Source organism: Enterobacter sp. RHBSTW-00318, assembly GCF_014101375.1.
GTDB lineage: Bacteria > Pseudomonadota > Gammaproteobacteria > Enterobacterales > Enterobacteriaceae > Enterobacter > Enterobacter ludwigii.
The window spans coordinates 1698426-1720608 of sequence record NZ_JABXQH010000001.1 but is presented as its reverse complement, the minus strand read 5'-3'; the positions used below and the strand labels follow the sequence as shown (position 1 = coordinate 1720608).

Genomic DNA, 22183 nt, shown 5'->3' with positions numbered 1-22183 from the left:
TTTGTTATGCGAATCTTTTATAATCGACTGACTGTCTCAGCAGTACTTTAGCCATGACGTAGAACACGTCCTCATCTTCAGGCTCGACGTACCATTTTTCGTAAATCGGGTTATCGGATATTACTGCCAGCCTGTCTCGCTGCATCTGCAGGCGCTTAACGTGCAGTGTCTTCCCAAATACGAAGACGTATACACCGTCACCATCAAAGTGCGTAACACCGGTATCAACGAAGATCTGATCACCAGGTGAAATAGTGCCGTCCATGCTGTCACCATTAACTGTGATCACTTTGACATGCGCAGCTGGACGATTGCCGAACAAGGCTCGCGCCTGCTCAGTCGTGTATTCAATGGCTCGGATAGTTTCAATGAAATCGCTGGTGACAATGCTGCCCGGCCCAGCGCTGGCTTTAACGTCGAGTACATCCACGCGGTAAATCCCATTCATTGACGGCTTAACCTGGTATAGCGCAGACGGTTCTCTTGCGCTACTTGAAGCCATTTCCCCTTCACCAGTAGACAGCCACTCCGGCCGCACACCCAGTACAGAGGCGATCTCAACAGTCTTACGAGAGCCGTTAGCTTCCTTGAGTAGCTTATTGACGCTGGACTGAGCCATGCCGACATCCTTGGCTAATCGGCCCTGTGTATATCCAGCATGTTTCATTGCCTGCGCCAGGCGCTCCGAGAATCCCATATTCACCTCTGTTAATGACTCCTTTAACTCTATCGCTCAAGCGATTATTTAGCAAAAAATCGCCTATGCGATTGACATTCGCTAAAGTGATAACCATAATCGCTTTAAACTGATAGCTGAGGTGATTATGAAGACCCCAACAGTAGAGAAGAACTCCGCAGTAGAGAAAGCGATCGCCATCGCTGGCAGCCAGAAAGAGCTGGCAAAACGTTGCGGTAAAGCCCAGTCCACTATCTGCGACTGGCTTAACGGAAAGAAACGCATCTCCCCGGTTCACGTTCCTGAACTGGTGAAAGCGGTTGGTGGTGAAATCCAGGCTCATGAATTCCGCCCGGACCTGCCGTCCATCTTTCCACACCCTGACAACCATGCCGCTTAACGGCGGCCCTAACCACGAAAGGGAAAGCAATGCATTCACTTGCGTATCAAGAGAATAATGGATTCACGACGAGTCCGATGATTTCGATAAATCAAAGCGTTCCGCGCAATACCAGTAAGCTAACTCGTATTCGCGAAGCTGTTCGCGCCTGGCAGAAGGCAACACCAGGGCAGGCTCAGGTCCACATTTCGCAACTGGTAGCCAAAGAGTGGTTGGCACGAGGTGGTCGTGGGTTACTGCTGGCCGGTTCAGAGCACAACACAAAACAGAACTTCTTCCGGATGATTAACGATCCTGGCCCGAAGAACGACAAGGGGTTGGCGCTGCTGATTCCAGTCATTATCGATGTGATGACGCGGGATAACGAGCAGATCGCGCGCCGGTTCGGCTTGGTGAACGGCAAAACGAAAGAGGAGTTGATTGCTGATGCCATGAAGGAGTGCGCTGAAGCAAAGCAGGCTGTTCTTCTCGGCGTTCCAGAGCATCAGAAGCTGAAAGAGGTGAGCGAGGGTATAGCGTCGCTGTTCCGCCTCATGCCGGAGCAGGTAGGGCCGCTGATGACGATGGTCACTTCAATGTTAGGGGTTATGTGATGGGAAGTATCAAAAACGGCGAAAGCCAGTCTGCTCGAACAGAACTGGCCTTCAGATGCAAATCGTGTGCACTCATTGCAGGAGGAATAATGGCAAAAAAACCACGCTATTTCCATACCGCTGTACATAAAAACATTACCCGCGACCGCTTCATCCGCTCGGTTAACCCGATTGTGGCAGAGAAGATGCGCGCCATCCTGGAAGAACTGAAACGTAAGGAGAGTGGCCGTGGGTAACGTATCCAATTTAGCCGAAGCCAGAGAGGCCAGAAGGCTCCAGAAACCGCGCACGAATGACGGTAAGGGGTTTGCCTTGCTGCACCGTAAAATTATGGATGTGCCGTTCTACAAGGACGCTGAGGCGGCTCATTTATGGGTTCACCTGCTCCTGCGCGCTAATCACGAACAGACAATGGTATCGACTGATGTCGGCGATGTGATCTGCGAACGCGGAGAGTTCATTACCGGGCGCAACACACTGGCAATGGAAACGGGTTTGACCGCTGATCGCGTTAAATCACTGCTCCGTAAATTCCAGAACCTGGGCATGATCACCACCAAATCGAACAACCGTTTTACTGTTCTAAAAGTGGTCAAATATGACGAATATCAGTCAAATTTTTGTCCAGCCGATGTCCAGCCGGTGTCCAGCGCAAACGCAGTAGTACCAATGCCTGTGGAGGATGTGTGTCCAGCCGATGTCCAGCCAGTGTCCACAGATAACAATATATTAAATAACTCTCTTACTAACGTAAGAGAGTGTGCATCAGCAGCAGAAAAACCAGAGCAGAAAAAACCTTCTCTCAGCTGTGAGCAGGTAGTCGAGGTTTACCATCGCGTACTGCCTGAAGCCCAGAGCATCAGGATACTGACTGACAAGCGGCGTGCTCTGATCCGCACCTTCTGGCAGAAGGCCGGGAAAGTAACTCAGCAGCTCGACGGCCATAAGTTCACCTTGAGCGACTGGGAATCGTATCTGAGCTACATCGCCACTAACTGCCGCTGGATGCTGGAGAACCGCCCAGACCAGCGCACGGGACGCACATGGCGCCGCAAGGCTCTCGAATACTTCCTGAACGTGGATGTGTATGCCAAGACGCGCGAGGGGGCCTGTGATGACCTCTGAAATCCTGACCGTACCCCACAACGTCGAAGCGGAGCAGAGCGTCATCGGCGGACTCCTGCTGGACGATGACAACAGCGAGCGTGTTCAAAAAGTGCTGGCAATGCTCAAGCCTGAGTCGTTTTACATCCGGGTTCATCAGATCGTCTTTGCTGAATTACGTGACATGTTCCGAGCTAACAAGCCAGTCGATGGGTTGACGCTTTTCGACTCTCTGGAAAGCAAAGGACTTACGGAGCAGATCGGCGGTTTCGCCTACATCGCGCAGATCGCAAAAAACACACCGAGCGCTGCAAACATCGTGGCATACGCTGCATCAGTCCGCGAAGCCGCAATGGAGCGCTATGGCATCAGCCGACTGACCGAAGCTACTGAGCTGCTGTATTCACGCAACGGCATGAGCGCCACGCAGAAGTACGAGGCCATTCAGGGTATTTTCACCCAGCTCGCAGACCATTCAAAAACCGGCAGTCGTCGGGGGTTGAGGTCTTTCGGCGAGGTTATGGATGACTGGGTAGCAGATCTGGAGAAACGCTTTGACCCTTCAGGCGAACAGCGCGGCATGAGCACCGGCATCCCGTCACTCGACCGGCTGCTGGCGCCGAAAGGTCTGGTTAAAGGCTCTCTGTTCGTGATTGGCGCAAGGCCAAAGATGGGCAAGACAACCCTGTACGGTCAGATGGCGATCAACTGCGCGGTTCGTGAGAAAAAGCCAGCGCTGATGTTCAGCCTGGAAATGCCGAGCGACCAGATCCTCGAAAAACTGGTTGGTCAGAAGTCCGGCGTAAATCCGAGCATTTTTTACATGCCCGCCACGGATGGCGCCGATGATCAGTACCAGGGAGACTACGACGGCGACTTTAAGAAGGCGATCGCTACAGCCGGCCGACTGAGTGAAATCGACATGCTGTACATCGACGACACTCCCGGCCTGTCACTTGCGCATATCGTTACCGAATGCCGTCGAATTAAGCGCGAGAAAGGCTGCGTAGGCATGATTCTGGTTGACTACCTGACGCTGATGACCGCCGAAAAAGCAGACCGTAATGACCTGGCCTACGGGATGATCACCAAAGGGTTGAAGAACCTCGCCAAAGAGCTTGGCTGCGTCGTCGTGCTGCTGACCCAGCTCAACCGCGAACTGGAGAAGCGAGTGAATAAACGCCCGTTGCCGAGCGATTCCCGCGACACAGGGCAGATTGAGCAGGACTGCGACTACTGGGTTGGCATCCACCGGGAAGGTGCTTTCGATGACAGCGTGCCACCGGGCGAAACCGAGTTAATCCTGCGTCTCAACCGCCACGGCAGTACCGGCACGGTTTATTGCAATCAGTTCAACGGGGCAATTTACGACACAGACCAGCAGGCCGCCGCCGCAGAACGCCGCGGGCGTGAGCAGCAGCCGAAAAAGAAAGGGGGCTACTGATGAAAGGCAAACAGGCAATTCTGCGTTATCTCGAAACGCACCGGACCTTCACTGCGAAGGATGTGGCCGCCGAGTGTGGCATGACTATCAACTGCATCACGAAGAACGCTATCGACCTGGAGCGGGCCCGCAAGATTGTCCGGGTGAGCAAGGTCTGGCGAACGGTGACTTATCGCCTGGCGACGCCAGAAGAACAGGATGGCACCGCGCGCAGCTGCACCAACGGAATATTTCAGGAGTGCCGCAACAGTCCGGCGATGAAGCGAGTATTGATGGTTTGGGGGAGGGTAGGGGTATGAGCATGATGGATTTCGCAGAAACTAAAAAGGCGATCGACGCCATCACAACCGACTGGTCTATCAGAGGACCGTATCACGAAGACGACGGAAAATATTACGCCTTGCTTCGTGGAGAGTGGGTTGGTGGCGGATATGCCGGAAAACGGAAGGCTCTTGATGCCATTCTCGAAAAGTTAACTAGCGAGGCCACCCAATGAGCAACATCGACAAACGCGCATTACGTGAAATCGCTGAGGCAGCAGTTGGTGCACATGAGCGCCTTAGTGTTATGCCGCCTGACGATATTTTCGACATCTCACTCGCAGAAGGAACTCAGCTTGATGCAGATATCACTGCCTTGAACGCGTTGAACTCCGCAGCAAACCCCACTACCGTGCTGGCGCTGCTGGATGAACTGGAAGCCGGAGAGAAGCGGATTGCTGAGCAACGCGAGTATTACGAGAGCGTCATCGCTGACGGTAGTATGCGCATCGCCTCGCTTGATGCCAGAACGCTCACCGTGAAGCTGCCGCAGCGCGCAACAGCAGGTAAATACGTTGACGAGGAATTTAATAATAGTGACCTCGCAGCCATCTACAACTCATGCCGCCTTGAATGTGAGGTGAAGTTTAAAGATGCCTGCGCCGCCGCTGGCATCAAATTGCAGATAGAGGGGGAGTGAGTATGAGAATGGGCGATCACATGCAAGAAGTCGTGGACCTTGTCAACGAGCTAACAGGCTGCGATACAGGCGCATCACTCAAGTTGCTGGCTTTGGTAGTCGGTGAATACATGATTAACGCAGATGCCACGGAGATGAGCGTTAATGCTGGCGTGATGAGTATCAATGTGGAAATTATCGTGCAGGCAGAGGACTAACCCATGACATTCACCAAAGAACAATTACAGCACATCATTGAAACCGATCACGTCCAGTGTGGTGATGCATCTGCATTGGCACGCATGGCGCTTGCGGGGATGGAAGCGGAGCCTGTTGGCGAGTTCTATCACGAGGCACGTTGGGGGTGGTATGAAATATCAGAGGGGGACTCCGTTCCTGAACGGGCACGAATTCCACTGTATAGAGTCCCGCCAGCGCCGGTATCTGTGCCCGCTGCGATGGAAATGGATGATGACTTTGACAGCGCGTTTGAACACGGAAAAGCTGTTGGCTGGAACGCCTATCGCGCCGCCATGCTTCAGGCCGAACCTGTAAGTAATAGTGATGAGTTACCGCTGGACTATCTGCAAGGACACAAAGACGGCCTGGAGTGGGCTGCACAATTGGCAGAAGCCAATCATCCGCAAACAAGTGACTGGTTGTACGACGACCCAATCGAACTTGCCAGGGCGATTCGCAAAGGTCCGGATATGCCTACTGTTCAGGGTGGCAACTCTCCGGTGATTCCGGATGGTTGGGTGGCTTGCGTTGAGCGGATGCCTTCCGCAGGGGAACAAGTGTTGGCGTACCGTCCAGACGCGCCGGAAAGTAATGATCCATTAATCAAGATGGCAACGTACGTTGGCGGGTCAGCACACGGACACGGCTTTGATTGCTACTGCAAGCCAACCCACTGGATGCCGCTGCCAGCAGCACCGCAGCAGGAGGTGAAGTGATGGGCAAGTTTACTTTCGTCATTGAGTTCGAAGACGGCAAGGAGCCGCCAGTACATGCCCATATGGAAGCTTTGGGCGGGAAGGTTGTAGCGGTCGCGTTCCGGGATGCATTGAGCGAGGGTAATCCTCCGAAGACGATCACTACCTCTCCTCAGGTGCTTAGCGAGATGCGGTGCTTTATCTGCAATGGTAAGCATCCTATCGGTGTCGCCTGCCCACTCAGTTCGCCATCAGTGGTATCACATAATGCCTAACCCATTCGACGCATAACAAACAGGCCTCTTCGGAGGCCTTTCTCTTGAGTTGATTTTGTTGAATCAACCGTACATACTTTCTTTGCTGATGGCCTGAACACCCATTGGTGACTTCTGCGCATTTAAGGGGACTTAAATGCGACCACAATCTGAACTCCTCACCTTGTCACAGATGCAGAAATGCACCTGCGATTTTCTGCATTCTGCGGTTTCCGTTAAGGAGGCCGTATGACTCTGCCAGTAGACGGAATCAAACTCCATCGCGGTAACTTCGCGGCCATCGGTCAGCAGATTCAGCCCTTGCTTGATGCCGGGCAATGCTTTCGCCTTCAGGTTAAGCCGTGGCGCGAGAAGCGCAGCCTGTCGCAGAACGCTCTCAGCCACATGTGGTACACGGAAATCAGCGAATACCTCATCACCCGCGGCAAGACCTTCGCTACGCCTGAATGGGTCAAAGACGCGATGAAGCACACCTATCTCGGCTACGAAAGCAAGGACAGGGTAGACGTCGTGTCCGGAGAGGTTACCAGCGTGCAATCCCTGCGCCATACGTCCGAGCTGGAAACCGGCGAGATGTACATCTTCCTGTGCAAAGTCGAAGCCTGGGCGATGAATATTGGATGCCACCTGACCATTCCGCAGAGCTGCGAGTACCAGCAGCTGCGCGATAAGCAGGAGGCCTGATGTCTACTCCACTTTCCCGCGTCATCACCAACGAAATCTTCCGCGTTCCGGCGCGCCGCAAGCGTAAGGTCGCGGTTAATCCGTCCGAAATCCCGACACTGAAGGACTACACCGCCCGCCTAGTGGATCAGAAATGGCTGCGTCTCGCGGCACGGAGGAAGCATGCGTAAACCACCCCGCCGTAAGTGCAAAGTGTGCGGTGAATACTTCGTGCCTAAATTCCACGACATCCGGATCCGCTGGTGCTGCCCGGAGCACGGCGCAATCCTCGCGATGGAAGAACGCGAAAAGGAGAAGGTGAAAGCCGCGGCTAAGCGAATTAAGGAGCAGAAGGAAACCGAGAAGGAAGGGCGCCAACGCCGCGCTGCACGTCGTAACGAGCTGAAGCCAATCCGCCACTGGGTGCAGATGACTCAACGCGCCTTCAACGACTGGCGGCGCGAAATGCTGCTGGCTGCCGGGCACGGCTGTATCTCCTGCGGAACCAAGACCGCGTTTGCCTGGCATGCCGGGCATTACCGCACCACGGCCGCAGCACCACAGCTTCGCTTTAACCCGGACAATCTCTGGCTCCAATGCTCCGCCTGCAACGTCCACAAATCCGGGAACATCGAGGCGTACCGCGCAGCGCTGGTCGAACTGATCGGCGAAGAACGCGTGCTGGCGCTGGAATCCAACAATGAAACCCACCGATACACCCGAGAAGAGCTCGATGGCATCCGCGCCAAGGCCCGGGCAGACCTTCGCGCACTCAAACAGCAGGAGGCCGCATGAACCACCACGACTTCCTCCGGTACCAGGCAGAAAGCGTTAATCGCGCCAGCATGCCGCCAGTAGCAAAGCACAGCAAGACCAAAACAAATCAGTCACAGAAGGAAGCCGCATAATGAACCTCGAATCAATCGCTAAATACTTTGCGCCTAAATCACCGATGTTCAGTGACTCTCCTCGCGCAACCGCATCAGACAGTCTCACCGGCACTGACGTTATGGCGGCGCTTGGCCTTGCCGGTCACAAGTGCGGGTTTGGTTTCGATCTTTACCTCTCGAAAATCGGCATTAGCAGCCCAGATATAGCACTGGAGAGACTCTATGAGCAGGCACGTAAGTTATCAGGTAAATTCAGAGCACTGTCTGAACTCGATGAATCAGCTCGGTCAGGCGTGCTTAAGGTTCTCTGCGCTTTTGCATACCAGGATTATTCAAGAAGTGCTGCCAGCACTCGAAAATGTGATTGCTGTGATGGTGGCGGATTTACAGAGGCGCAAGTGTTTACCAACAAGGTCTCATACCCATGGGGGAAACCGCCGTACTGGTCGAAAATGTCGCGGGCCGTTCGCCCAAGTGACTGGGAGAGCTGGGCGCAGGCGCGGGAGGTGGTGCGGGTCAAATGCAAGCCGTGTAACGGAAAAGGCGTTATCAGCAATTCGTGTCGCTGCCATGGCAAAGGTAAGGTGCTGGATAAGGCAGAAAGCGATCGGCAGGGCGTTCCGGTGATGAAGGCCTGTGACCGCTGCGGAGGTAGAGGTTACGCCAGACTGAAGTTCTCAACGGTAATTGAGGGCATTAATACTGTAGCGGAGATAAAGAAAACAGCAGCATATGAGCAACTTCAGCCGCTCTTTGAGGAGTTGGTTGCCGAATGCCACAAACAGGAGTCTATGGCCGATTCTATTCTCTCAAAAGTTACTAGATGAAAAATATTTTCCACAATATTGAAAATTTATAGGAAATAGGTATTGCATTTCGCGGAAAAACTGGATAGATTCATCTCTAACGCTGGGAATCCGTTCAGTCGTTCCGAAGCCAAAAAATTCAAGCCCGAGGTTAATGCCTTGGGCTTTTTTATTTGCGGTACGCCGCACACAGAACCCACTACCTGGGACCCTTCGGCCAGAGAGCCGACATTGCCTTACCCTCACATTGCCAGCCTGTCGCTGGCTTTTTTATTTTCAGGCTCCGGGAACCATCATCGACACGCCTACTTGTTAAATCGTACCGAGGGCCTGATCCCTTTAAACACACAGCCCCCGCTTTTAAGCCGGAGGTTAGAGACTATGAAAATGCATAACGATCCCCACTCCTGGACGGAGTTTATCGAACTACTCCACAGCTGGTGGCGTGGTGAAACGCCGATGGGTGCCGTCTTGCTATCGGTTGCCATGGCCGCATTGCGAATCGCTTACGGTGGTGGCGGATGGAAGAAAATGCTACTTGAGGGGGCAATCTGCGGGGCTCTGACCCTTACTGCTGTGTCGGCTCTTGATTACTTCAACCTTCCGCAGTCCCTGTCGATTGCTATAGGTGGCGCACTCGGTTTTGTTGGCGTAGAGCAGGTGAAGGTTATGGCTGCACGGGTGTTTAATTCTCGCTTTGGAGGCGGTGATGCAAACCAGTGATAAAGGCATTGCCCTGATCAAGCAGTTCGAAGGCTGCAAGCTCACCGCCTACCAGGATAGCGTCGGCGTCTGGACGATCGGCTATGGCTGGACTCAGCCTGTCGACGGGAAACCAATCCGCGCCGGGATGACGATTAAGCAGGAAACGGCAGAGCGTCTGCTGAAGACCGGGCTGGTCAGCTACGAAAGTGACGTGTCCCGCCTGGTCAAAGTTGGAATGACTCAGGGGCAATTTGACGCCCTGGTGTCGTTCACGTACAACCTCGGCGCCCGGTCACTGTCGACATCTACTCTCCTGCGAAAACTCAACGCCGGAGATTACGCTGGCGCTGCCGATGAGTTCCTGCACTGGAATAAAGCTGGTGGCAAAGTCCTGAATGGGCTGACCCGTCGGCGTGAGGCGGAGCGCGCTCTGTTCCTGTCGTGATTGGCGCGCTGGTAAAACGTTACTGGCTGCAGTTGCTGGTGTTGGCGTTAATCTTCGTGCTGGCGTTCTTCGTGAACCACTACCGCGACAACGCTATCACCTACAAAGACCAGCGCGATAAGGCCATTGAGAAGCTCAGCCTAGCGAACGCCACCATCAAAGACATGCAAACCCGGCAGCGTGACGTTGCTGCACTGGATGCCAAATACACGAAGGAATTAGACGATGCTAAAGCTGAAAATGATGCTCTTCAGCGCAAGCTTGATAATGGTGGCCGGGTGCTCGTCAAAGGAAAGTGTCCAGTGCCAGCCTCAACAGAAACCGCCAGCACCACCGGCTTGGGCAATGATGCCACCGTCGAACTCTCTCCAGTTGCTGGACGAAACGTTCTCGGTATCCGTTCCGGAATCATCAGCGACCAAGCATCACTGAAGATGCTGCAGGAATACATCAACACACAGTGCCTGAAATGATGGACAACCCGCACTAAGAATAGAAGAGCTGACCTGCCCCCACGATTAGATACAACACTCAGTTAGTAACGCCGGAATCTTCATTCTCAGAATGACCCTTTCTCCAGCCCGCTGCAAATTCAGACGGTGTCTGATAATTCAGCGTGGAGTGCGGGCGGCATTCGTTATAATCCTGCCGCCAGTCATTAATAATTTTCCTGGCATGAACGATATCGCTGAACCAGTGCTCATTCAAACATTCATCGCGAAATCGTCCGTTAAAGCTCTCAATAAATCCGTTCTGCGTTGGCTTGCCCGGCTGGATTAAGCGCAACTCAACACCATGCTCAAAGGCCCATTGATCCAGTGCACGGCAAGTGAACTCCGGCCCCTGGTCAGTTCTTATCGTCGCCGGATAGCCTCGAAACAGTGCAATGCTGTCCAGAATACGCGTGACCTGAACGCCTGAAATCCCAAAGGCAACAGTGACCGTCAGGCATTCCTTTGTGAAATCATCGACGCAGGTAAGACACTTGATCCTGCGACCGGTGGAAAGTGCGTCCATGACGAAATCCATCGACCAGGTCAGATTGGGCGCCGCCGGACGGAGCAGCGGCAGACGTTCTGTTGCCAGCCCTTTACGACGTCTTCTGCGTTTTACGCCCAGGCCACTGAGGTGATAAAGCCGGTACACGCGCTTATGATTAACATGAAGCCCTTCACGGCGCAGCAACTGCCAAATACGACGGTAGCCAAAACGCCTGCGCTCCAGTGCCAGCTCAGTGATGCGCCCTGATAAATGCGCATCAGCAGCCGGACGGTGAGCCTCATAGCGGCAGGTCGACAGGGATAAACCTGTAAGCCTGCAGGCACGACGTTGCGACAGACCGGTCGCATCACACATCAACATCACGGCTTCCCGCTTCTGGTCTGTCGTCAGTACTTTCGCCCAAGAGCCACCTGAAGCGCCTCTTTATCCAGCATGGCTTCGGCAAGCAGCTTCTTGAGTCTGGTGTTCTCTTCCTCAAGCGACTTCAGGCGCTTAACTTCAGGCACCTCCATACCGCCATACTTCTTACGCCAGGTGTAAAACGTGGCATCGGAAATGGCATGCTTGCGGCAGAGTTCACGGGCGGGTACCCCAGCTTCGGCTTCGCGGAGAATACTGATGATCTGTTCGTCGGAAAAACGCTTCTTCATGGGGATGTCCTCATGTGGCTTATGAAGACATTACTAACATCGGGGTGTACTAATCAACGGGGAGCAGGTCATGGAGAGTTCAGCTGCAATGGCTAACCCTTCACAGAGGGGCTTCGATAATGACAAGCAGAGGTATCACCATGCGCCTTACCGTACTTGACGACGATCCCGGCATCAAAATTAACCCTGGTCGTGAGCGAATCACTGTTTACCTTGATGATGTTGAGGTGAGTCGATGCTTAACCGCTGACGATGAGAAGGGTGAGGTCATCGTTATTGCCACAACCAATGATGGGCAACCACTCATTGAGGATGGCGAGTTGGTGCATAAAACCCTTCACGGAAAAGTAAGGATTGAAAGACATGGCGGCTACCTTGCAACTAGAAATCAAAACACGGTGGTGGGTGAAGCTTTATATCAGGACACTCACATTATTCTGCCTAACCACACGACAAGAACCTGATTACGACAAGGTCGCAGGCTTTATTGTTCGCCATGGCATCAGCAAGAAGGTGAAAACATGCCCGACATCTACCAAATCACGCTAACCACCCAAACAGGCGAAAGCTTCACGGGCAAGATGTCCCGCCGTCAGCCTGAGCTGGTTAATGGCTTTGTGCCGCTGGCAACGGAAACGGGACAGTGGTTGTACTTCGCTCCTGCTGATGTAAAGCGTGTGGAGTTCACGCCAGTTCCTACCGAGGAAGAAACCAATGGCGATGTGCAGACTGTCAGTTGAAATCAAAAGCAGGTGGTGGGTTCCTGTCTACCTCAGGACGCTGACAGTGTTCTGCCTGATGATGCGTTGCGAGCCTGATTACCAAAAGGTGAGAAACTTCCTCGTCAAGCATGGCATTACCCAGAAGCTGAAGTATGAGCCTGTAAAGAAATAACGGAGTAACCAATGAGCAAACCAGATTGGGAGGCCATTGAATCGGCTTACCGGGCTGGTTCATTGTCAGTAAGGGCCATCGGCGAAAAGCATGGCGTTAACCACGCCACCATCCTGAAGAGAGCAAACAAAGAGGGATGGCAGCGCGACCTGACAGAGAAGGTCAGGGCGGCAACCAAGGCCAAGGTAACCAAGTCGGTAACCAAAGACAGTAACCAGTCACCAGTGGTTACTGATGAGCAGATTATTGACCAGGCATCCGATGAGGCTGCCGCTGTAGTCATGGCTCATCGGGAAAGTTTGGCGGCATGGCGCGGCATCACCAATAAGCTCCGCGACTTCCTCGAAGATGCAGATATCACGGAAGAAAATCACGCCTCAATGTCTCGTTCGATTACAGCCGGTGTTGATGCTCAAATCAAAGTGATAAACGCTGAGCGCAAGGCGTATAACCTTGACACCGAAGAAGGCAATAAGACGGTTGATGACCTGTCTAACCTGATGGATTCACTGTCTCAGGGGGCGTAATGAAACCTGAGCACCTCAAGCTTCTGGCAGACAAAGAATGGCGGCTGAATAACCTTTACTGGATCACCGACAAAGAGGGAAAGCCTACGCGGTTCAGGATGACGCCTGAGCAGAGGGAATACTTCGAGGGGATCCACACCCGCAATATCATCCTGAAAGCACGTCAGCTCGGTTTCACCACAGAGGTGTGCATCATCCAGCTCGACGCGGCCCTGTTCGAGTCGGCGAAGTGCGCGCTGATTGCCCACACGCTGAATGACGCAAAGCGCCTGTTCCGCGAAAAGGTGAAGTACGCATACGATAAGCTGCCTGCAGAGATAAAGGCGGCCAACCCGTCCAGCAATGACTCTTCCGGCGAGCTCGTCTTCAAGAAGGGCGGCTCACTATACGTTAGCACTTCATTTCGTGGCGGTACGCTGCGTTACCTGCACGTTTCCGAGTTCGGGAAGATATGCGCCAAGTATCCTGACAAAGCCCGTGAGATCGTCACTGGTGCGTTTGAGGCGGTATCGACTGGATGCTTCGCTACTATCGAGAGCACAGCCGAGGGCCGGGCGGGTTACTTCTTCGATTACTGCCAGACGGCAGAGAAAGCGTTGCTGCAGGGGAAGCCTTTATCCGCGCTGGACTGGAAGTTTTTCTTCTTCTCCTGGTGGAAGAACCCACAGTACGCAATCGACCCGGTCGAAGCACTGCCGGTGCGCCTGCTGGAATACTTCGCTGAGATGGAAGCGAAGCACTGCGTAGTCGTCAATGAACGCCAGAAAGCCTGGTACTACGCCAAAGAGAAAACCCTCGGCGACGACATGAAGCGCGAATACCCGACCATTCCGGCCGAGGCGTTCCAGCAGTCGGTCGAGGGCGCTTACTACGCCAAACAGTTCCGCTGGCTCTACACCAATAAGCGGATCGGTCAAATACCGGATAACTCACACCTGCCAGTTCATACATTCTGGGATATCGGGGTGGGCGACTCCACGGCCATCTGGTTCGTTCGCGAGGTTGGCGAAGAGTTCCATGTCATCGACTATTACGAAAACTCCGGCGAAGGCCTGAGGCACTACATGAAGGTGCTGAAAGATCGCGGCTACGAGTACGGTGAGCACTGGGGACCGCACGACATCGAAAACCGCGAGTTCGGCGCTGACGCCAAATCGCGCAAAGAGCTTGCGCAGGAAGGCTATGAAATTGACGGCCAGGTGTACTCGATGACATTCAACGTCGTGCCTAAAACTGGCGTCGATACAGGCATTGAGTCGGTGCGTGAAATCCTCCCGTCCTGCGTATTCGATGAAGAGAAGTGTGCCGAGGGCATATCTCACCTCGAGGGCTACCGCAAGGAGTGGGACGACAAGCGCGGGTGTTGGAAAGATAAACCGCTTCATGACTTTACATCACACGGCGCTGACGGCTTCCGCTACTTTGCTGTAGCGAAGAACAACCGCAAGCAGGTCGGCGCAGTATTCTTCTAAGGAGCTCATCAGTGAGTGAACAACAAGGCGAGGTTTCATTCCTCGTGAACGCCCTTGCTGATGCTATCGGGCGGCAGCGCATGCTGTACGCAGGCCAGCCAGGGAATACCAAACGCACGAAGCTGTGGGATGAGTTTGGCTATCCAAACAATCTTGAGTTTGACCGCTACTACCGGGCCTATGAGCGAAACGCGGTGGCGTTTGCCGCCGTGCATAAGCTTCTTGATTCTTGCTGGGCGGATAACCCCACAATAATCGATGGCGACGACGGCAAGGAGTCAACCGAGACAACCGCCTGGGAAAAGTCAGCCACCAAATTGCTGAAGAAGCACTGGCCGAAAATCAAGGATGCGGATCGTCGCAATCTCGTTGGCCGGTACTCGGCACTGCTCATTCAGTTCCGTGACGGCAGAGAATGGAGTGAACCGGTAGACAGGTCGGTTGTGGCACGGCTGAAAGACAAGGCCATTGTTAAGCTTATCCCAGCGTGGGAATCGCAGATCAAGCCAGGCAACTTCGATACCGACACGCTTTCAGAAACGTACGGCCAGCCAGTTTCGTACAACTTCAATGAGCAGCCAGTCGGTGATGATGGCACCTATGGCCCGGTGCGCGGAGTTACCGTACACCCAGAGCGAATCATCATTCTCTGCGAAGGCTCTGAAGACGAAAATATGCTGTCTGGCGTGCCATTCCTGCGTGCAGGCTACAACAAACTTCTCGACCTCGAAAAGGTATCTGGTGGTAGTGCCGAAGGGTTCCTGAAGAATGCCAGTCGCCAGCTCGGGATTGCGTTCGACAAAGAAACCAACATTGCGAACCTGACAAAGGCGGCCACAGACGCTGGCTACAAAGACCTTGGCGAGGCGCTTAACGACAAAGTCTCCAAGATGAACCGTGGCACTGATGCCGCCCTGGTAATGCAGGCTGGCACGCCGTCGGTGCTTTCCGTAGCAGCAGCCGATCCATCTCCTACATGGACAGTGGCCGCCAACGAGTTTGCATCTTCGATTCAGTGTCCGTTCACCATCTTGTTTGGTCAGCAGACGGGGCGACTTGCTTCCGATGAGGACAAAACGGACTGGGCGAAACGCTGTAACGGCCGCCGCTGGGGATTCCAGTCAACGGTGATCGAGAGCGTGCTTGAGCGCTTATGGACGGTTGGTGTCATTGACCCGCCATCATCCGGAGAGGTCACGCTGGCATGGTCAGATCTGCTCGCGCCGAGCGAGAAAGAGAAGATTGCCAACATGCAGGCAATGGCTGCAGTTGCGAAAGATACCCAGCAGGCATACGGCACACCGGCAGTGGATGAAAACGAAATCCGCGCGGTTGGTGAGCTGGAGCCGCGCAAAGAGGTTAAGACTCCAGACCCCCAACAAAAGGTAACAACCGATGATCCTCTCAACCCAAAAGATGAGAATCGGGACGCCAATCGTACCGCGCAACAAAGCTGACCCTACGCAGTCATCACGGCAGGTAAGCCGGATGTTCAATGATATCGAAGACCGGTATCTGAACATCAAGCGCCAACTCAAAGAGGTATTCGATCAGCGCCTTACCGGGCGGCAGCGTGAGACCAATGGCGAAAAGTCATGGATGTTGTGCAACAACGAAGGAGCGGAACCCTCGCTGTACCAGGTGAACGCCGGTAAGTACATCTACGACATGACGGCGGCCCAACTGGCCGACCTGCTGCAGGTGGTTCAGTCGATACTGGATGACGAGTTGCTGGAAGGTGGCAGCCAGAACATCTGGGCGATGGATTACGTCATTGCGGAATATTACCGCGGCACGCTAAACGCCTTCACCAACCTGTCGGTGCAGTCGCAGATATACGCCAGCCAGACGACGCTACAGCAGCTTTTAATCAGCCCGGGTTATCTGAACCAGATATCTGCGGCCAGGCTGACAACGTTCAGTGACTGGAAGGTCATCAGCGACACTGCCCGCGGCGACCTGACCAACATCATCACTGATGCAGTGGCGCGCGGCGTGTCGCCAAGGGATGCCGCTCAGGTTATTAGTAAACGCCTGGACGTAAGTATGTCCAAAGCCAAAACGATAGCTCAAACGGAGCAAGTTGGAGCCTTAAGGCAGGCGCAGCGCAATGAGGTTGATTGGGCAAAAGAACGCCTGGGTCTGAACACTGCGATATTGTGGATTTCCGCACTTAAACCGACCACGAGGGTGACTCATGGGGCAAGACACGGGAAAACGTACACCACTGATGAGGTTTCAGAGTTCTATTCGAAGGATGGCAACTCCTATAACTGTTACTGTGCCAATATCCCTTGTCTGCTTGACGAAGAAGGCAAACTTTACAACGAAGGTCTTGCCGAGAAATTAAGTAAAGAGCGGAGTAATTGGAAGTCATCCGAAAAGTAATTTGGTAAAATATACCTGCTGGATAGGGCGGCCACCCGAAAAGTCCTGCGCTCAGGGCCTTCCAGCACCATCATGAGCGAACTAATGGAGCGATTAGTTATGAATTCGAAACCAGCGCCAAGCGCGGAGTTTTTACGTGAATGCTTTTCTTACAATCCAGATACTGGCGAGTTGTTTTGGAATGCAAGGCCAGTCAGTCACTTTAAATCAGAGAACGCATGTTCAGCATGGAATGGGCGATATGCAAATAAGCCTTGTGGGTGCATTAGGCCAGATGGATATGTAAAAATCTCCGTTAACAAAGTGAGCTATTTGGCTCATAGAGTTATATGGAAGATGATTACCGGTACTGATAGCGAATTCACCGACCATATCAATGGCATTAAAAGTGATAACAGGTTGGCAAACCTCCGTGATGTAACCATGACTGAAAACAACAGAAGCATGGTTGGAGGATTGGCATCTGGGAATAACTTTATCGGCGTGTATTGGCATCAACAGCGAAGCAAATGGATGGCTAGAATTCGCTGCGAGGACTCAGAGCGGTATATTGGAATTTACGATGATATAAAAATTGCCGTCCTTGCCTATAACGCCGAATGTGAAAGGGTTCATGGCGAATACGGCAAGCGCAAGATAGAGCACAATCTGAATAAGCTCCGCGAATTGGGGCTCTGATGAATAACTACAAGGTCGCCAAGGCGGCCTTTTTTAATGCCTGAAATCCACCAACGAGGCCCATATGAGCGGCATTTATTTCGAATCGAAGAGACTTGGCGATATTTCATGCACGCACGTTAAGATCGGCGGCGTCGAAGCGATGATGAAGCAGGTAGGTGATCGCAAAGTCATTAAGTCACAAGGTCGCGGCAACGTGCGCCAAGTAAAAACTATCGTCAGAGCGCTACACAAAACTATCCAATAACGAGGACCCAGCATGAAACGCAACCGCGTTAACGTGCTGACCGTCGTCAACTCCGCTTCAAACATCACCACTGAAACCATCGACGGCAAGCCACATATCGTGGTTCGCGGCATCACGCCTGTCGTGGACGATATCGTGATGAACCGGAAGTTGTACCCGGCAGCAGAAATCGAAAAGGCCTACAACACACTCGAGCGTAACCCGATGCCGCTGGGCCACCCTAAAGTGGACGGCAAGCATGTTTCGGCGCGCGATGTCCGGGCGGTGAACGAGTACCACGTCGGTGCCTGGCTGCAGAACGTCAGCCACAAAGACGGGAAGGTGACGGGCGACATGTACGTTAACCGCCAGTACGCCGAGTCGAGTGATAAGGGTAAGCGCCTGATTAACCGTCTGGATGAGATGCTGGCTGGTACCAACTCAGACCCGATCCACATATCCACCGGCCTGCTGTATTCCGGCATTGCCGCCAACGGCGAATCAAAGGGCAAGAAGTACAACGAGATCGCCACCAACATGATGTTTGACCATGTGGCGGTGCTACTTGATGAGCCTGGCGCCGGCACGCCGGAGGAGGGCGTGGGTATCTTCGTCAACTCAGAAGGTGATGAGCAGCAGATCGAGTTTGCCCGCCTGGCTGATGGTATCGACTGCACCCGCGACGGCCTGATCAACAAGACCAAATTCTTCTTCACCAATGCCTCTAACTTCTCATTCGACGACATCTCCCGGGCTATCAGCGACAAGCTGCGAGAGGGTGATGCCGTAGATAAGTGGCTTTGGCCTGAAACGGTGTGGCCGGACAGCTTCATCTACCGCAATGACACCAAATATCTGAAGCAGAAGTACCTCATCGATGATGACGGCAAGGCCGTGTTCGTCGGCGAACCTGTAGAAGTCGTGCGCAAACCCACTGAGTACGAGATTAAAACCAACGGAGAGAACGATCCGATGAAAGAACTGATTATCAATGCGCTGCAAGCCGCTGGTAAGCCGACTGAAGGCAAGTCCGACGCCGAGCTGATGGACGCATACAACCAGATGAAGGCCGACGAAGCCATCGCCAAGAAAAAAGGCGATGAAGAAATCGACCCTGAAACCGGCAAGCCAAAGAAAAAAGAGCAGGCCACCAATAACGAAGAGATGCCAACGTGGGCGCAGAAACTCGCCGATCGCGTGGACGTCGTTTTCAACAGCCTGAACGCGAACGCCGACAAAGAGAAAGGTGAGAAGCGCGCAGCTGTGAAGCTGGCGATGAACATGAGCGATGACGAAGTCGCAGATCTGGACGGTAAGGCTCTCGACGCGATGTACGCCAAGTGCCAGACCTCTTTCGGCCTGAACGGTGCATTCCGCCAGGCAACCAATACCCAATCAGTCAGCGAAATGCCGGAGTAAAAAATGGCTAAAGACGGAAAGCATATTATCCACGCCGGCGGCGTGTTCCCTAATCCTCTGCTTAACCGCGAAGGCGGGGCGGCTGCATCGACTCTGCCTGGTACTGTTGGCTTCTTCAGTACTGCTGACAAGTTCACGGCCTCTGTGGTCGGGGCAGAATCCGCCATCAAGTATGTGGCAAACAAAGACTACCTGCGCTGCCTGAGTGTTGATGACGCAATCCCAGCCAATGAATTGGTTGTTGGTATTCATCCGCTGCCTGGCATGTTCCTAAATGTGCGAGCAGCAGCGGGCACTTACACCAAAGGCCAGCCGGTTGCAGTAGCCAACGGTCAGATCACTGCGGTTGTAGATGATGCCGCCGTATTCGCTTATGTCGAAGAAGATAAAGCAGTCACTGCGGTGGCGGGCGATCTGATTCGCGTTGTGTTCAAATAAGGAGCACTGAATGTTTGTATTCTCCAAGTCTATCGGCGAGAAGACCGGTAACCTCGCGGTAAACCAGGCGCAATGGCGCGCTCTCGAACTTGAGCGAAACGCCAGTGCTCAGGCAGCAGCTGATTTTCTGGCGCGCACTCAGTTCCGTGGTGATGCAGAAAACGCCCCTTATCTCGACGCGGTGAACGCAGTTGACGATATCCGCCGCCTGTATCGCGCTTTCGACACAACTGTGCTTCAGCAGTTCGAGCCAAATACCGAATTCACCCTGCTGAACGATCTGATGCCGCTCTCTCGCTCCGTGCGAATTGAGCAGTCTCGTTACGATTACGCTCGTACCGGCGGCCGCGGCTGGGCTCATACTTCCATGTCCGGTCAGGTTGGTGCGGCGCTGGATGCTCGCAGCTATTCCTTCGATGGCACCATGGTGCCTATCCACGACTCGGGCTTTAAGTTCGAATGGCGTGATCCAATCTTCAACAGCCCGCAGGCATTGCAGTCGCAGGCTGATGCGCAGCGTGGTTCGGTTGAAGACGTTCAGCGTCGTTACGTTGACTACATCTTCAACGGCTTCCGCGACAAAGCTGGCAACTTCGCAGTGTTTGACGGTCTGACCTGGAAAGGGTTGCGTGACGATGAGCGCGTAGCGCAGATCGACCTTGGAGCTTCAGGCCTGAACATCGATTTTACCTCTGGCACAGCAACGTCTCAGGACATCCGCGCCGGGGCAATCGCGCTTCGTGATCAGATGCGTCGCGTAAACAACCAGTATGCAGAGCAGACCTGGTATGTATCCGGCGAAATCATCTCCAACCTGGAACGCTACTTCTCCGACAACTTCCAGTCCGGAACGATCATGGATGAAATCCTGAAGCTGACCGGTGTAGCGGCGATTAAAGAAGACAGCCAACTGTCAGGTAACGAAATCGTCATCGTTCCACTGAGTGCAGGTGTCATTGCTCCAATCGTCGGCCAGGCTATCGGTACCGTTGCCTCCCCCCGCCCGGAGTACAACAGCGACTACATCTGGCGCACCTGGGGTGCAATGGGGCTGATGGTCAAGCAGGACATCAACAACAAATACTCCGTCATTCACGCATCAAGCTAAGGATAAATCATGGCACTGGTAGAAATCGTGGCAAGTAACCTGCACGCCGGTGCCAATCTCCGCAAACTGGAGGTTGGTTCGGTGGTGGATGTTGACGACGCAACGGCTGAGCGCTGGATCAGCGCTGGCAAGGCGAAGGAAACCGACAAGAAGAAAGGCGAGAAGCTTACCTTCGAAGTGGCAACTCCGTCCGCGCAGGCGGCAGACCTTTCTGGCCTGAAAAAGCAACTCGCGGACGCGCTGGAGCAGAACCAAAAGCTAATCGCCGATGGTGAAGCAAAAGACAAGGCTCACGCCGACGCACTGGCAGAAGAAACAAAACGCGCTGACGAAGCCGAAGCGGCACTGGCAGAAGCAACCAAGAAGGCGAAATAACCATGGCTGACCCAATCACAGCGGCAGACGTGCAGGCGTACCTCGGTGAATTGGGTTACACCATTCCCATGGCGTTGCTGGATCCGATTCTCTGCGCGGTCAACAAAATTATCCCGTGCCTCGATGGCGCTGGATACGATGATTGCACCGCAAAGCTGATCCTGATGTACGCCGCAGCGCTTATGGCTACGTCGTCCGGCGCGCGCCGAATCAAATCGCAGGGGGCGCCGTCTGGCGCGTCCCGCTCGTTTGAATATGGCGACGACAGCATTACCTGGCTGCGTGACTCGCTGGCCCGTCTCGATACCAGCGGATGCACCGGTGAGTTACCGATCAGCGCTGGTAATAGTGTCGGCCTGTTCATGGTGGTCGGGGGCTGCTGATGACGTACAAATCAGTTAAGCAAGGCCTGCCGCGTTCGTTTACCCGTGTATGGGTGATGACCGACACCGGGCGGGAGACTACCGGATACGTGAAATCGGACGGCGAGTGGTTCATCAACTGCCCGCGCATCCGGGCGACTGGCGCGAAGGTGCTGAGGTGGAAAGATGGCTGAAAGATACGTTGTGCATGCCTTTAAGTGCGAAGGCAACTGGTCGCTGTTCATCTGGATAAACGACTCCGGCGTTAAGTTTATTGGCCGCCATGCTGAAACTTACGAGAAAGCCAAAGTTGACTTTCTGGAGCAGGCTGATGCTAAGCGCCTCGCCAGTCAACCAGGCTCGATGCGGCCTCTTGATGATTTCAAAATCGTTGAGAAGGTGGAGGTATTCAATCTATGAGCAGCGTTGCCAACTGGTCTTACACCGCCACGGCGACCATCTGGCGCAAACTGGAAGGTAATGACGAATACGGCGACCCACTGGGCTATGCCGAACCTGAGCAAATCCTCTGTGATTACGAGGGCGGGCTCAGCAAGAAGTTAGCCAGTCTCGGCGCAGAAATCGTCGTGAAGAATACCGTCTGGACGGAGTTCGCGCTGGCGTCCGCGGGTGATTACCTGCTGATTGGCGTTTCGACCGAAGCCGACCCGGTTGTGGCCGGTGCCGACGAGGTGCGGCAGGTTATCCGCTACGCCGACACGTTCGAGCGAGTGGCGGATGATTACGCCATCCTGACGGGAGTCTAGCC

General features: G+C 53.8%; 37 protein-coding genes. 35 read left to right on the top strand and 2 right to left on the bottom strand.

Annotation, left to right across the window (positions count from 1 at the left end):
• Window positions 1-4: 4 nt before the first annotated feature.
• Window positions 5-697 (bottom strand): helix-turn-helix transcriptional regulator, encoded by a 693-nt coding sequence (locus HV157_RS08675; RefSeq protein ID WP_126680762.1) that lies wholly within the window; start codon window positions 695-697, stop codon window positions 5-7.
• 127 nt (window positions 698-824) lie between these two features.
• Between HV157_RS08675 and HV157_RS08670 the strand changes: the two genes are divergently transcribed.
• The 19 genes from HV157_RS08670 to HV157_RS08585 all read left to right on the top strand — a co-directional run bounded on the left by HV157_RS08670 (window position 825) and on the right by HV157_RS08585 (window position 10348).
• Window positions 825-1076 (top strand): helix-turn-helix domain-containing protein, encoded by a 252-nt coding sequence (locus tag HV157_RS08670; RefSeq protein WP_001514164.1) that lies wholly within the window; start codon window positions 825-827, stop codon window positions 1074-1076.
• 29 nt (window positions 1077-1105) lie between these two features.
• Window positions 1106-1669, top strand: coding sequence for a toxin YdaT family protein (locus HV157_RS08665; RefSeq protein WP_182378488.1), 564 nt, complete (start codon window positions 1106-1108; stop codon window positions 1667-1669).
• Window positions 1670-1758: 89 nt separating this feature from the next.
• Entirely contained in the window at window positions 1759-1905 is a 147-nt protein-coding gene (locus HV157_RS08660; RefSeq protein ID WP_023306333.1) for a hypothetical protein, read from the top strand.
• Window positions 1898-2794, top strand: coding sequence for a DNA replication protein (locus tag HV157_RS08655; protein ID WP_182268276.1), 897 nt, complete (start codon window positions 1898-1900; stop codon window positions 2792-2794). Before HV157_RS08660 ends, HV157_RS08655 begins: the two co-directional genes overlap by 8 nt.
• Window positions 2784-4217: a DnaB-like helicase C-terminal domain-containing protein gene (locus tag HV157_RS08650; RefSeq protein ID WP_182268277.1), complete on the top strand. Its 1434-nt coding sequence runs from the start codon at window positions 2784-2786 to the stop codon at window positions 4215-4217. The genes HV157_RS08655 and HV157_RS08650 overlap by 11 nt, the downstream gene beginning before the upstream one ends.
• The gene (locus HV157_RS08645; RefSeq protein ID WP_182378486.1) at window positions 4217-4516 is read left to right on the top strand and encodes a protein ren; all 300 of its coding nucleotides are present in this window, start codon (window positions 4217-4219) and stop codon (window positions 4514-4516) included. Before HV157_RS08650 ends, HV157_RS08645 begins: the two co-directional genes overlap by 1 nt.
• Complete coding sequence (locus tag HV157_RS08640) at window positions 4513-4713, top strand: hypothetical protein (protein ID WP_182268278.1); 201 nt, start codon at window positions 4513-4515, stop codon at window positions 4711-4713. The genes HV157_RS08645 and HV157_RS08640 overlap by 4 nt, the downstream gene beginning before the upstream one ends.
• Entirely contained in the window at window positions 4710-5177 is a 468-nt protein-coding gene (locus HV157_RS26245; RefSeq protein WP_249420774.1) for an ead/Ea22-like family protein, read from the top strand. The genes HV157_RS08640 and HV157_RS26245 overlap by 4 nt, the downstream gene beginning before the upstream one ends.
• Before the next feature lie 2 nt (window positions 5178-5179).
• Window positions 5180-5374, top strand: a complete 195-nt coding sequence (locus HV157_RS08630; protein ID WP_182268279.1) for a diguanylate phosphodiesterase — start codon at window positions 5180-5182, stop codon at window positions 5372-5374.
• A 3-nt stretch (window positions 5375-5377) separates the two neighbouring features.
• Window positions 5378-6112, top strand: coding sequence for a DUF551 domain-containing protein (locus HV157_RS08625; protein ID WP_249420775.1), 735 nt, complete (start codon window positions 5378-5380; stop codon window positions 6110-6112).
• Window positions 6112-6366 (top strand): hypothetical protein, encoded by a 255-nt coding sequence (locus HV157_RS08620; protein WP_063139440.1) that lies wholly within the window; start codon window positions 6112-6114, stop codon window positions 6364-6366. Before HV157_RS08625 ends, HV157_RS08620 begins: the two co-directional genes overlap by 1 nt.
• Before the next feature lie 228 nt (window positions 6367-6594).
• Window positions 6595-7050 (top strand): YbcN family protein, encoded by a 456-nt coding sequence (locus tag HV157_RS08615; protein ID WP_182268280.1) that lies wholly within the window; start codon window positions 6595-6597, stop codon window positions 7048-7050.
• The gene (locus HV157_RS08610) at window positions 7050-7220 is read left to right on the top strand and encodes a NinE family protein (protein ID WP_182268281.1); all 171 of its coding nucleotides are present in this window, start codon (window positions 7050-7052) and stop codon (window positions 7218-7220) included. Before HV157_RS08615 ends, HV157_RS08610 begins: the two co-directional genes overlap by 1 nt.
• Complete coding sequence (locus HV157_RS08605; protein WP_182268282.1) at window positions 7213-7824, top strand: recombination protein NinG; 612 nt, start codon at window positions 7213-7215, stop codon at window positions 7822-7824. Before HV157_RS08610 ends, HV157_RS08605 begins: the two co-directional genes overlap by 8 nt.
• Window positions 7821-7937: a hypothetical protein gene (locus tag HV157_RS26240; RefSeq protein ID WP_249420776.1), complete on the top strand. Its 117-nt coding sequence runs from the start codon at window positions 7821-7823 to the stop codon at window positions 7935-7937. The genes HV157_RS08605 and HV157_RS26240 overlap by 4 nt, the downstream gene beginning before the upstream one ends.
• On the top strand, window positions 7937-8746 hold the full coding sequence (locus tag HV157_RS08600; protein WP_150343991.1) for an antitermination protein: 810 nt from the start codon (window positions 7937-7939) through the stop codon (window positions 8744-8746). The genes HV157_RS26240 and HV157_RS08600 overlap by 1 nt, the downstream gene beginning before the upstream one ends.
• A 360-nt stretch (window positions 8747-9106) precedes the next feature.
• The gene (locus HV157_RS08595) at window positions 9107-9448 is read left to right on the top strand and encodes a phage holin, lambda family (protein WP_172703114.1); all 342 of its coding nucleotides are present in this window, start codon (window positions 9107-9109) and stop codon (window positions 9446-9448) included.
• Entirely contained in the window at window positions 9432-9875 is a 444-nt protein-coding gene (locus HV157_RS08590) for a lysozyme (RefSeq protein WP_182268283.1), read from the top strand. The genes HV157_RS08595 and HV157_RS08590 overlap by 17 nt, the downstream gene beginning before the upstream one ends.
• A 32-nt stretch (window positions 9876-9907) precedes the next feature.
• Window positions 9908-10348: a lysis protein gene (locus HV157_RS08585; protein WP_182268651.1), complete on the top strand. Its 441-nt coding sequence runs from the start codon at window positions 9908-9910 to the stop codon at window positions 10346-10348.
• 58 nt (window positions 10349-10406) lie between these two features.
• Here HV157_RS08585 and HV157_RS08580 read toward each other — a convergent pair.
• Window positions 10407-11527 (bottom strand): IS3-like element ISSen4 family transposase gene (locus tag HV157_RS08580; RefSeq protein ID WP_180245966.1). Its coding sequence is split into 2 segments (ribosomal slippage): window positions 10407-11269 and window positions 11269-11527, totalling 1122 coding nucleotides; the frame shifts between segments, so codons are not numbered across the junction.
• A 119-nt stretch (window positions 11528-11646) separates the two neighbouring features.
• Here HV157_RS08580 and HV157_RS26235 point away from each other — a divergent pair.
• From HV157_RS26235 to HV157_RS08500, 16 genes are all read left to right on the top strand, one after another.
• Window positions 11647-11991 carry a hypothetical protein gene (locus tag HV157_RS26235; protein ID WP_249420777.1) on the top strand — a complete coding sequence of 115 codons (345 nt, stop codon included), beginning with the start codon at window positions 11647-11649 and terminating at the stop codon, window positions 11989-11991.
• 57 nt (window positions 11992-12048) lie between these two features.
• Window positions 12049-12267 (top strand): hypothetical protein, encoded by a 219-nt coding sequence (locus HV157_RS08570; protein WP_182378485.1) that lies wholly within the window; start codon window positions 12049-12051, stop codon window positions 12265-12267.
• 165 nt (window positions 12268-12432) lie between these two features.
• Window positions 12433-12948, top strand: coding sequence for a hypothetical protein (locus HV157_RS08565; RefSeq protein ID WP_045621971.1), 516 nt, complete (start codon window positions 12433-12435; stop codon window positions 12946-12948).
• A complete protein-coding gene (locus tag HV157_RS08560) occupies window positions 12948-14420 on the top strand; it encodes a terminase (protein ID WP_182378483.1) in 1473 nt (490 codons plus the stop codon). Before HV157_RS08565 ends, HV157_RS08560 begins: the two co-directional genes overlap by 1 nt.
• 11 nt (window positions 14421-14431) lie before the next feature.
• On the top strand, window positions 14432-15877 hold the full coding sequence (locus tag HV157_RS08555) for a phage portal protein (protein WP_182378481.1): 1446 nt from the start codon (window positions 14432-14434) through the stop codon (window positions 15875-15877).
• On the top strand, window positions 15816-16808 hold the full coding sequence (locus HV157_RS08550; protein WP_182378479.1) for a phage minor head protein: 993 nt from the start codon (window positions 15816-15818) through the stop codon (window positions 16806-16808). Before HV157_RS08555 ends, HV157_RS08550 begins: the two co-directional genes overlap by 62 nt.
• 99 nt (window positions 16809-16907) lie before the next feature.
• Window positions 16908-17486 (top strand): HNH endonuclease, encoded by a 579-nt coding sequence (locus HV157_RS08545; protein WP_182378477.1) that lies wholly within the window; start codon window positions 16908-16910, stop codon window positions 17484-17486.
• Window positions 17487-17550: 64 nt separating this feature from the next.
• On the top strand, window positions 17551-17733 hold the full coding sequence (locus HV157_RS08540) for a hypothetical protein (protein WP_182378475.1): 183 nt from the start codon (window positions 17551-17553) through the stop codon (window positions 17731-17733).
• Between the two features lie 12 nt (window positions 17734-17745).
• The gene (locus tag HV157_RS08535) at window positions 17746-19131 is read left to right on the top strand and encodes a DUF2213 domain-containing protein (RefSeq protein WP_182378473.1); all 1386 of its coding nucleotides are present in this window, start codon (window positions 17746-17748) and stop codon (window positions 19129-19131) included.
• A gap of 3 nt (window positions 19132-19134) precedes the next feature.
• Window positions 19135-19569 carry a hypothetical protein gene (locus tag HV157_RS08530; protein ID WP_017693196.1) on the top strand — a complete coding sequence of 145 codons (435 nt, stop codon included), beginning with the start codon at window positions 19135-19137 and terminating at the stop codon, window positions 19567-19569.
• 10 nt (window positions 19570-19579) lie between these two features.
• Window positions 19580-20677 (top strand): major capsid protein, encoded by a 1098-nt coding sequence (locus tag HV157_RS08525; RefSeq protein ID WP_047716508.1) that lies wholly within the window; start codon window positions 19580-19582, stop codon window positions 20675-20677.
• Between the two features lie 9 nt (window positions 20678-20686).
• Window positions 20687-21052 (top strand): hypothetical protein, encoded by a 366-nt coding sequence (locus tag HV157_RS08520; RefSeq protein ID WP_063452468.1) that lies wholly within the window; start codon window positions 20687-20689, stop codon window positions 21050-21052.
• A gap of 2 nt (window positions 21053-21054) precedes the next feature.
• The gene (locus tag HV157_RS08515; RefSeq protein WP_063812783.1) at window positions 21055-21435 is read left to right on the top strand and encodes a hypothetical protein; all 381 of its coding nucleotides are present in this window, start codon (window positions 21055-21057) and stop codon (window positions 21433-21435) included.
• Window positions 21435-21608, top strand: a complete 174-nt coding sequence (locus tag HV157_RS08510) for a hypothetical protein (protein WP_047717761.1) — start codon at window positions 21435-21437, stop codon at window positions 21606-21608. The genes HV157_RS08515 and HV157_RS08510 overlap by 1 nt, the downstream gene beginning before the upstream one ends.
• Window positions 21601-21834, top strand: a complete 234-nt coding sequence (locus HV157_RS08505) for a hypothetical protein (RefSeq protein WP_182268294.1) — start codon at window positions 21601-21603, stop codon at window positions 21832-21834. The genes HV157_RS08510 and HV157_RS08505 overlap by 8 nt, the downstream gene beginning before the upstream one ends.
• Entirely contained in the window at window positions 21831-22181 is a 351-nt protein-coding gene (locus HV157_RS08500; RefSeq protein ID WP_065944896.1) for a hypothetical protein, read from the top strand. The genes HV157_RS08505 and HV157_RS08500 overlap by 4 nt, the downstream gene beginning before the upstream one ends.
• Window positions 22182-22183 lie beyond the last annotated feature (2 nt).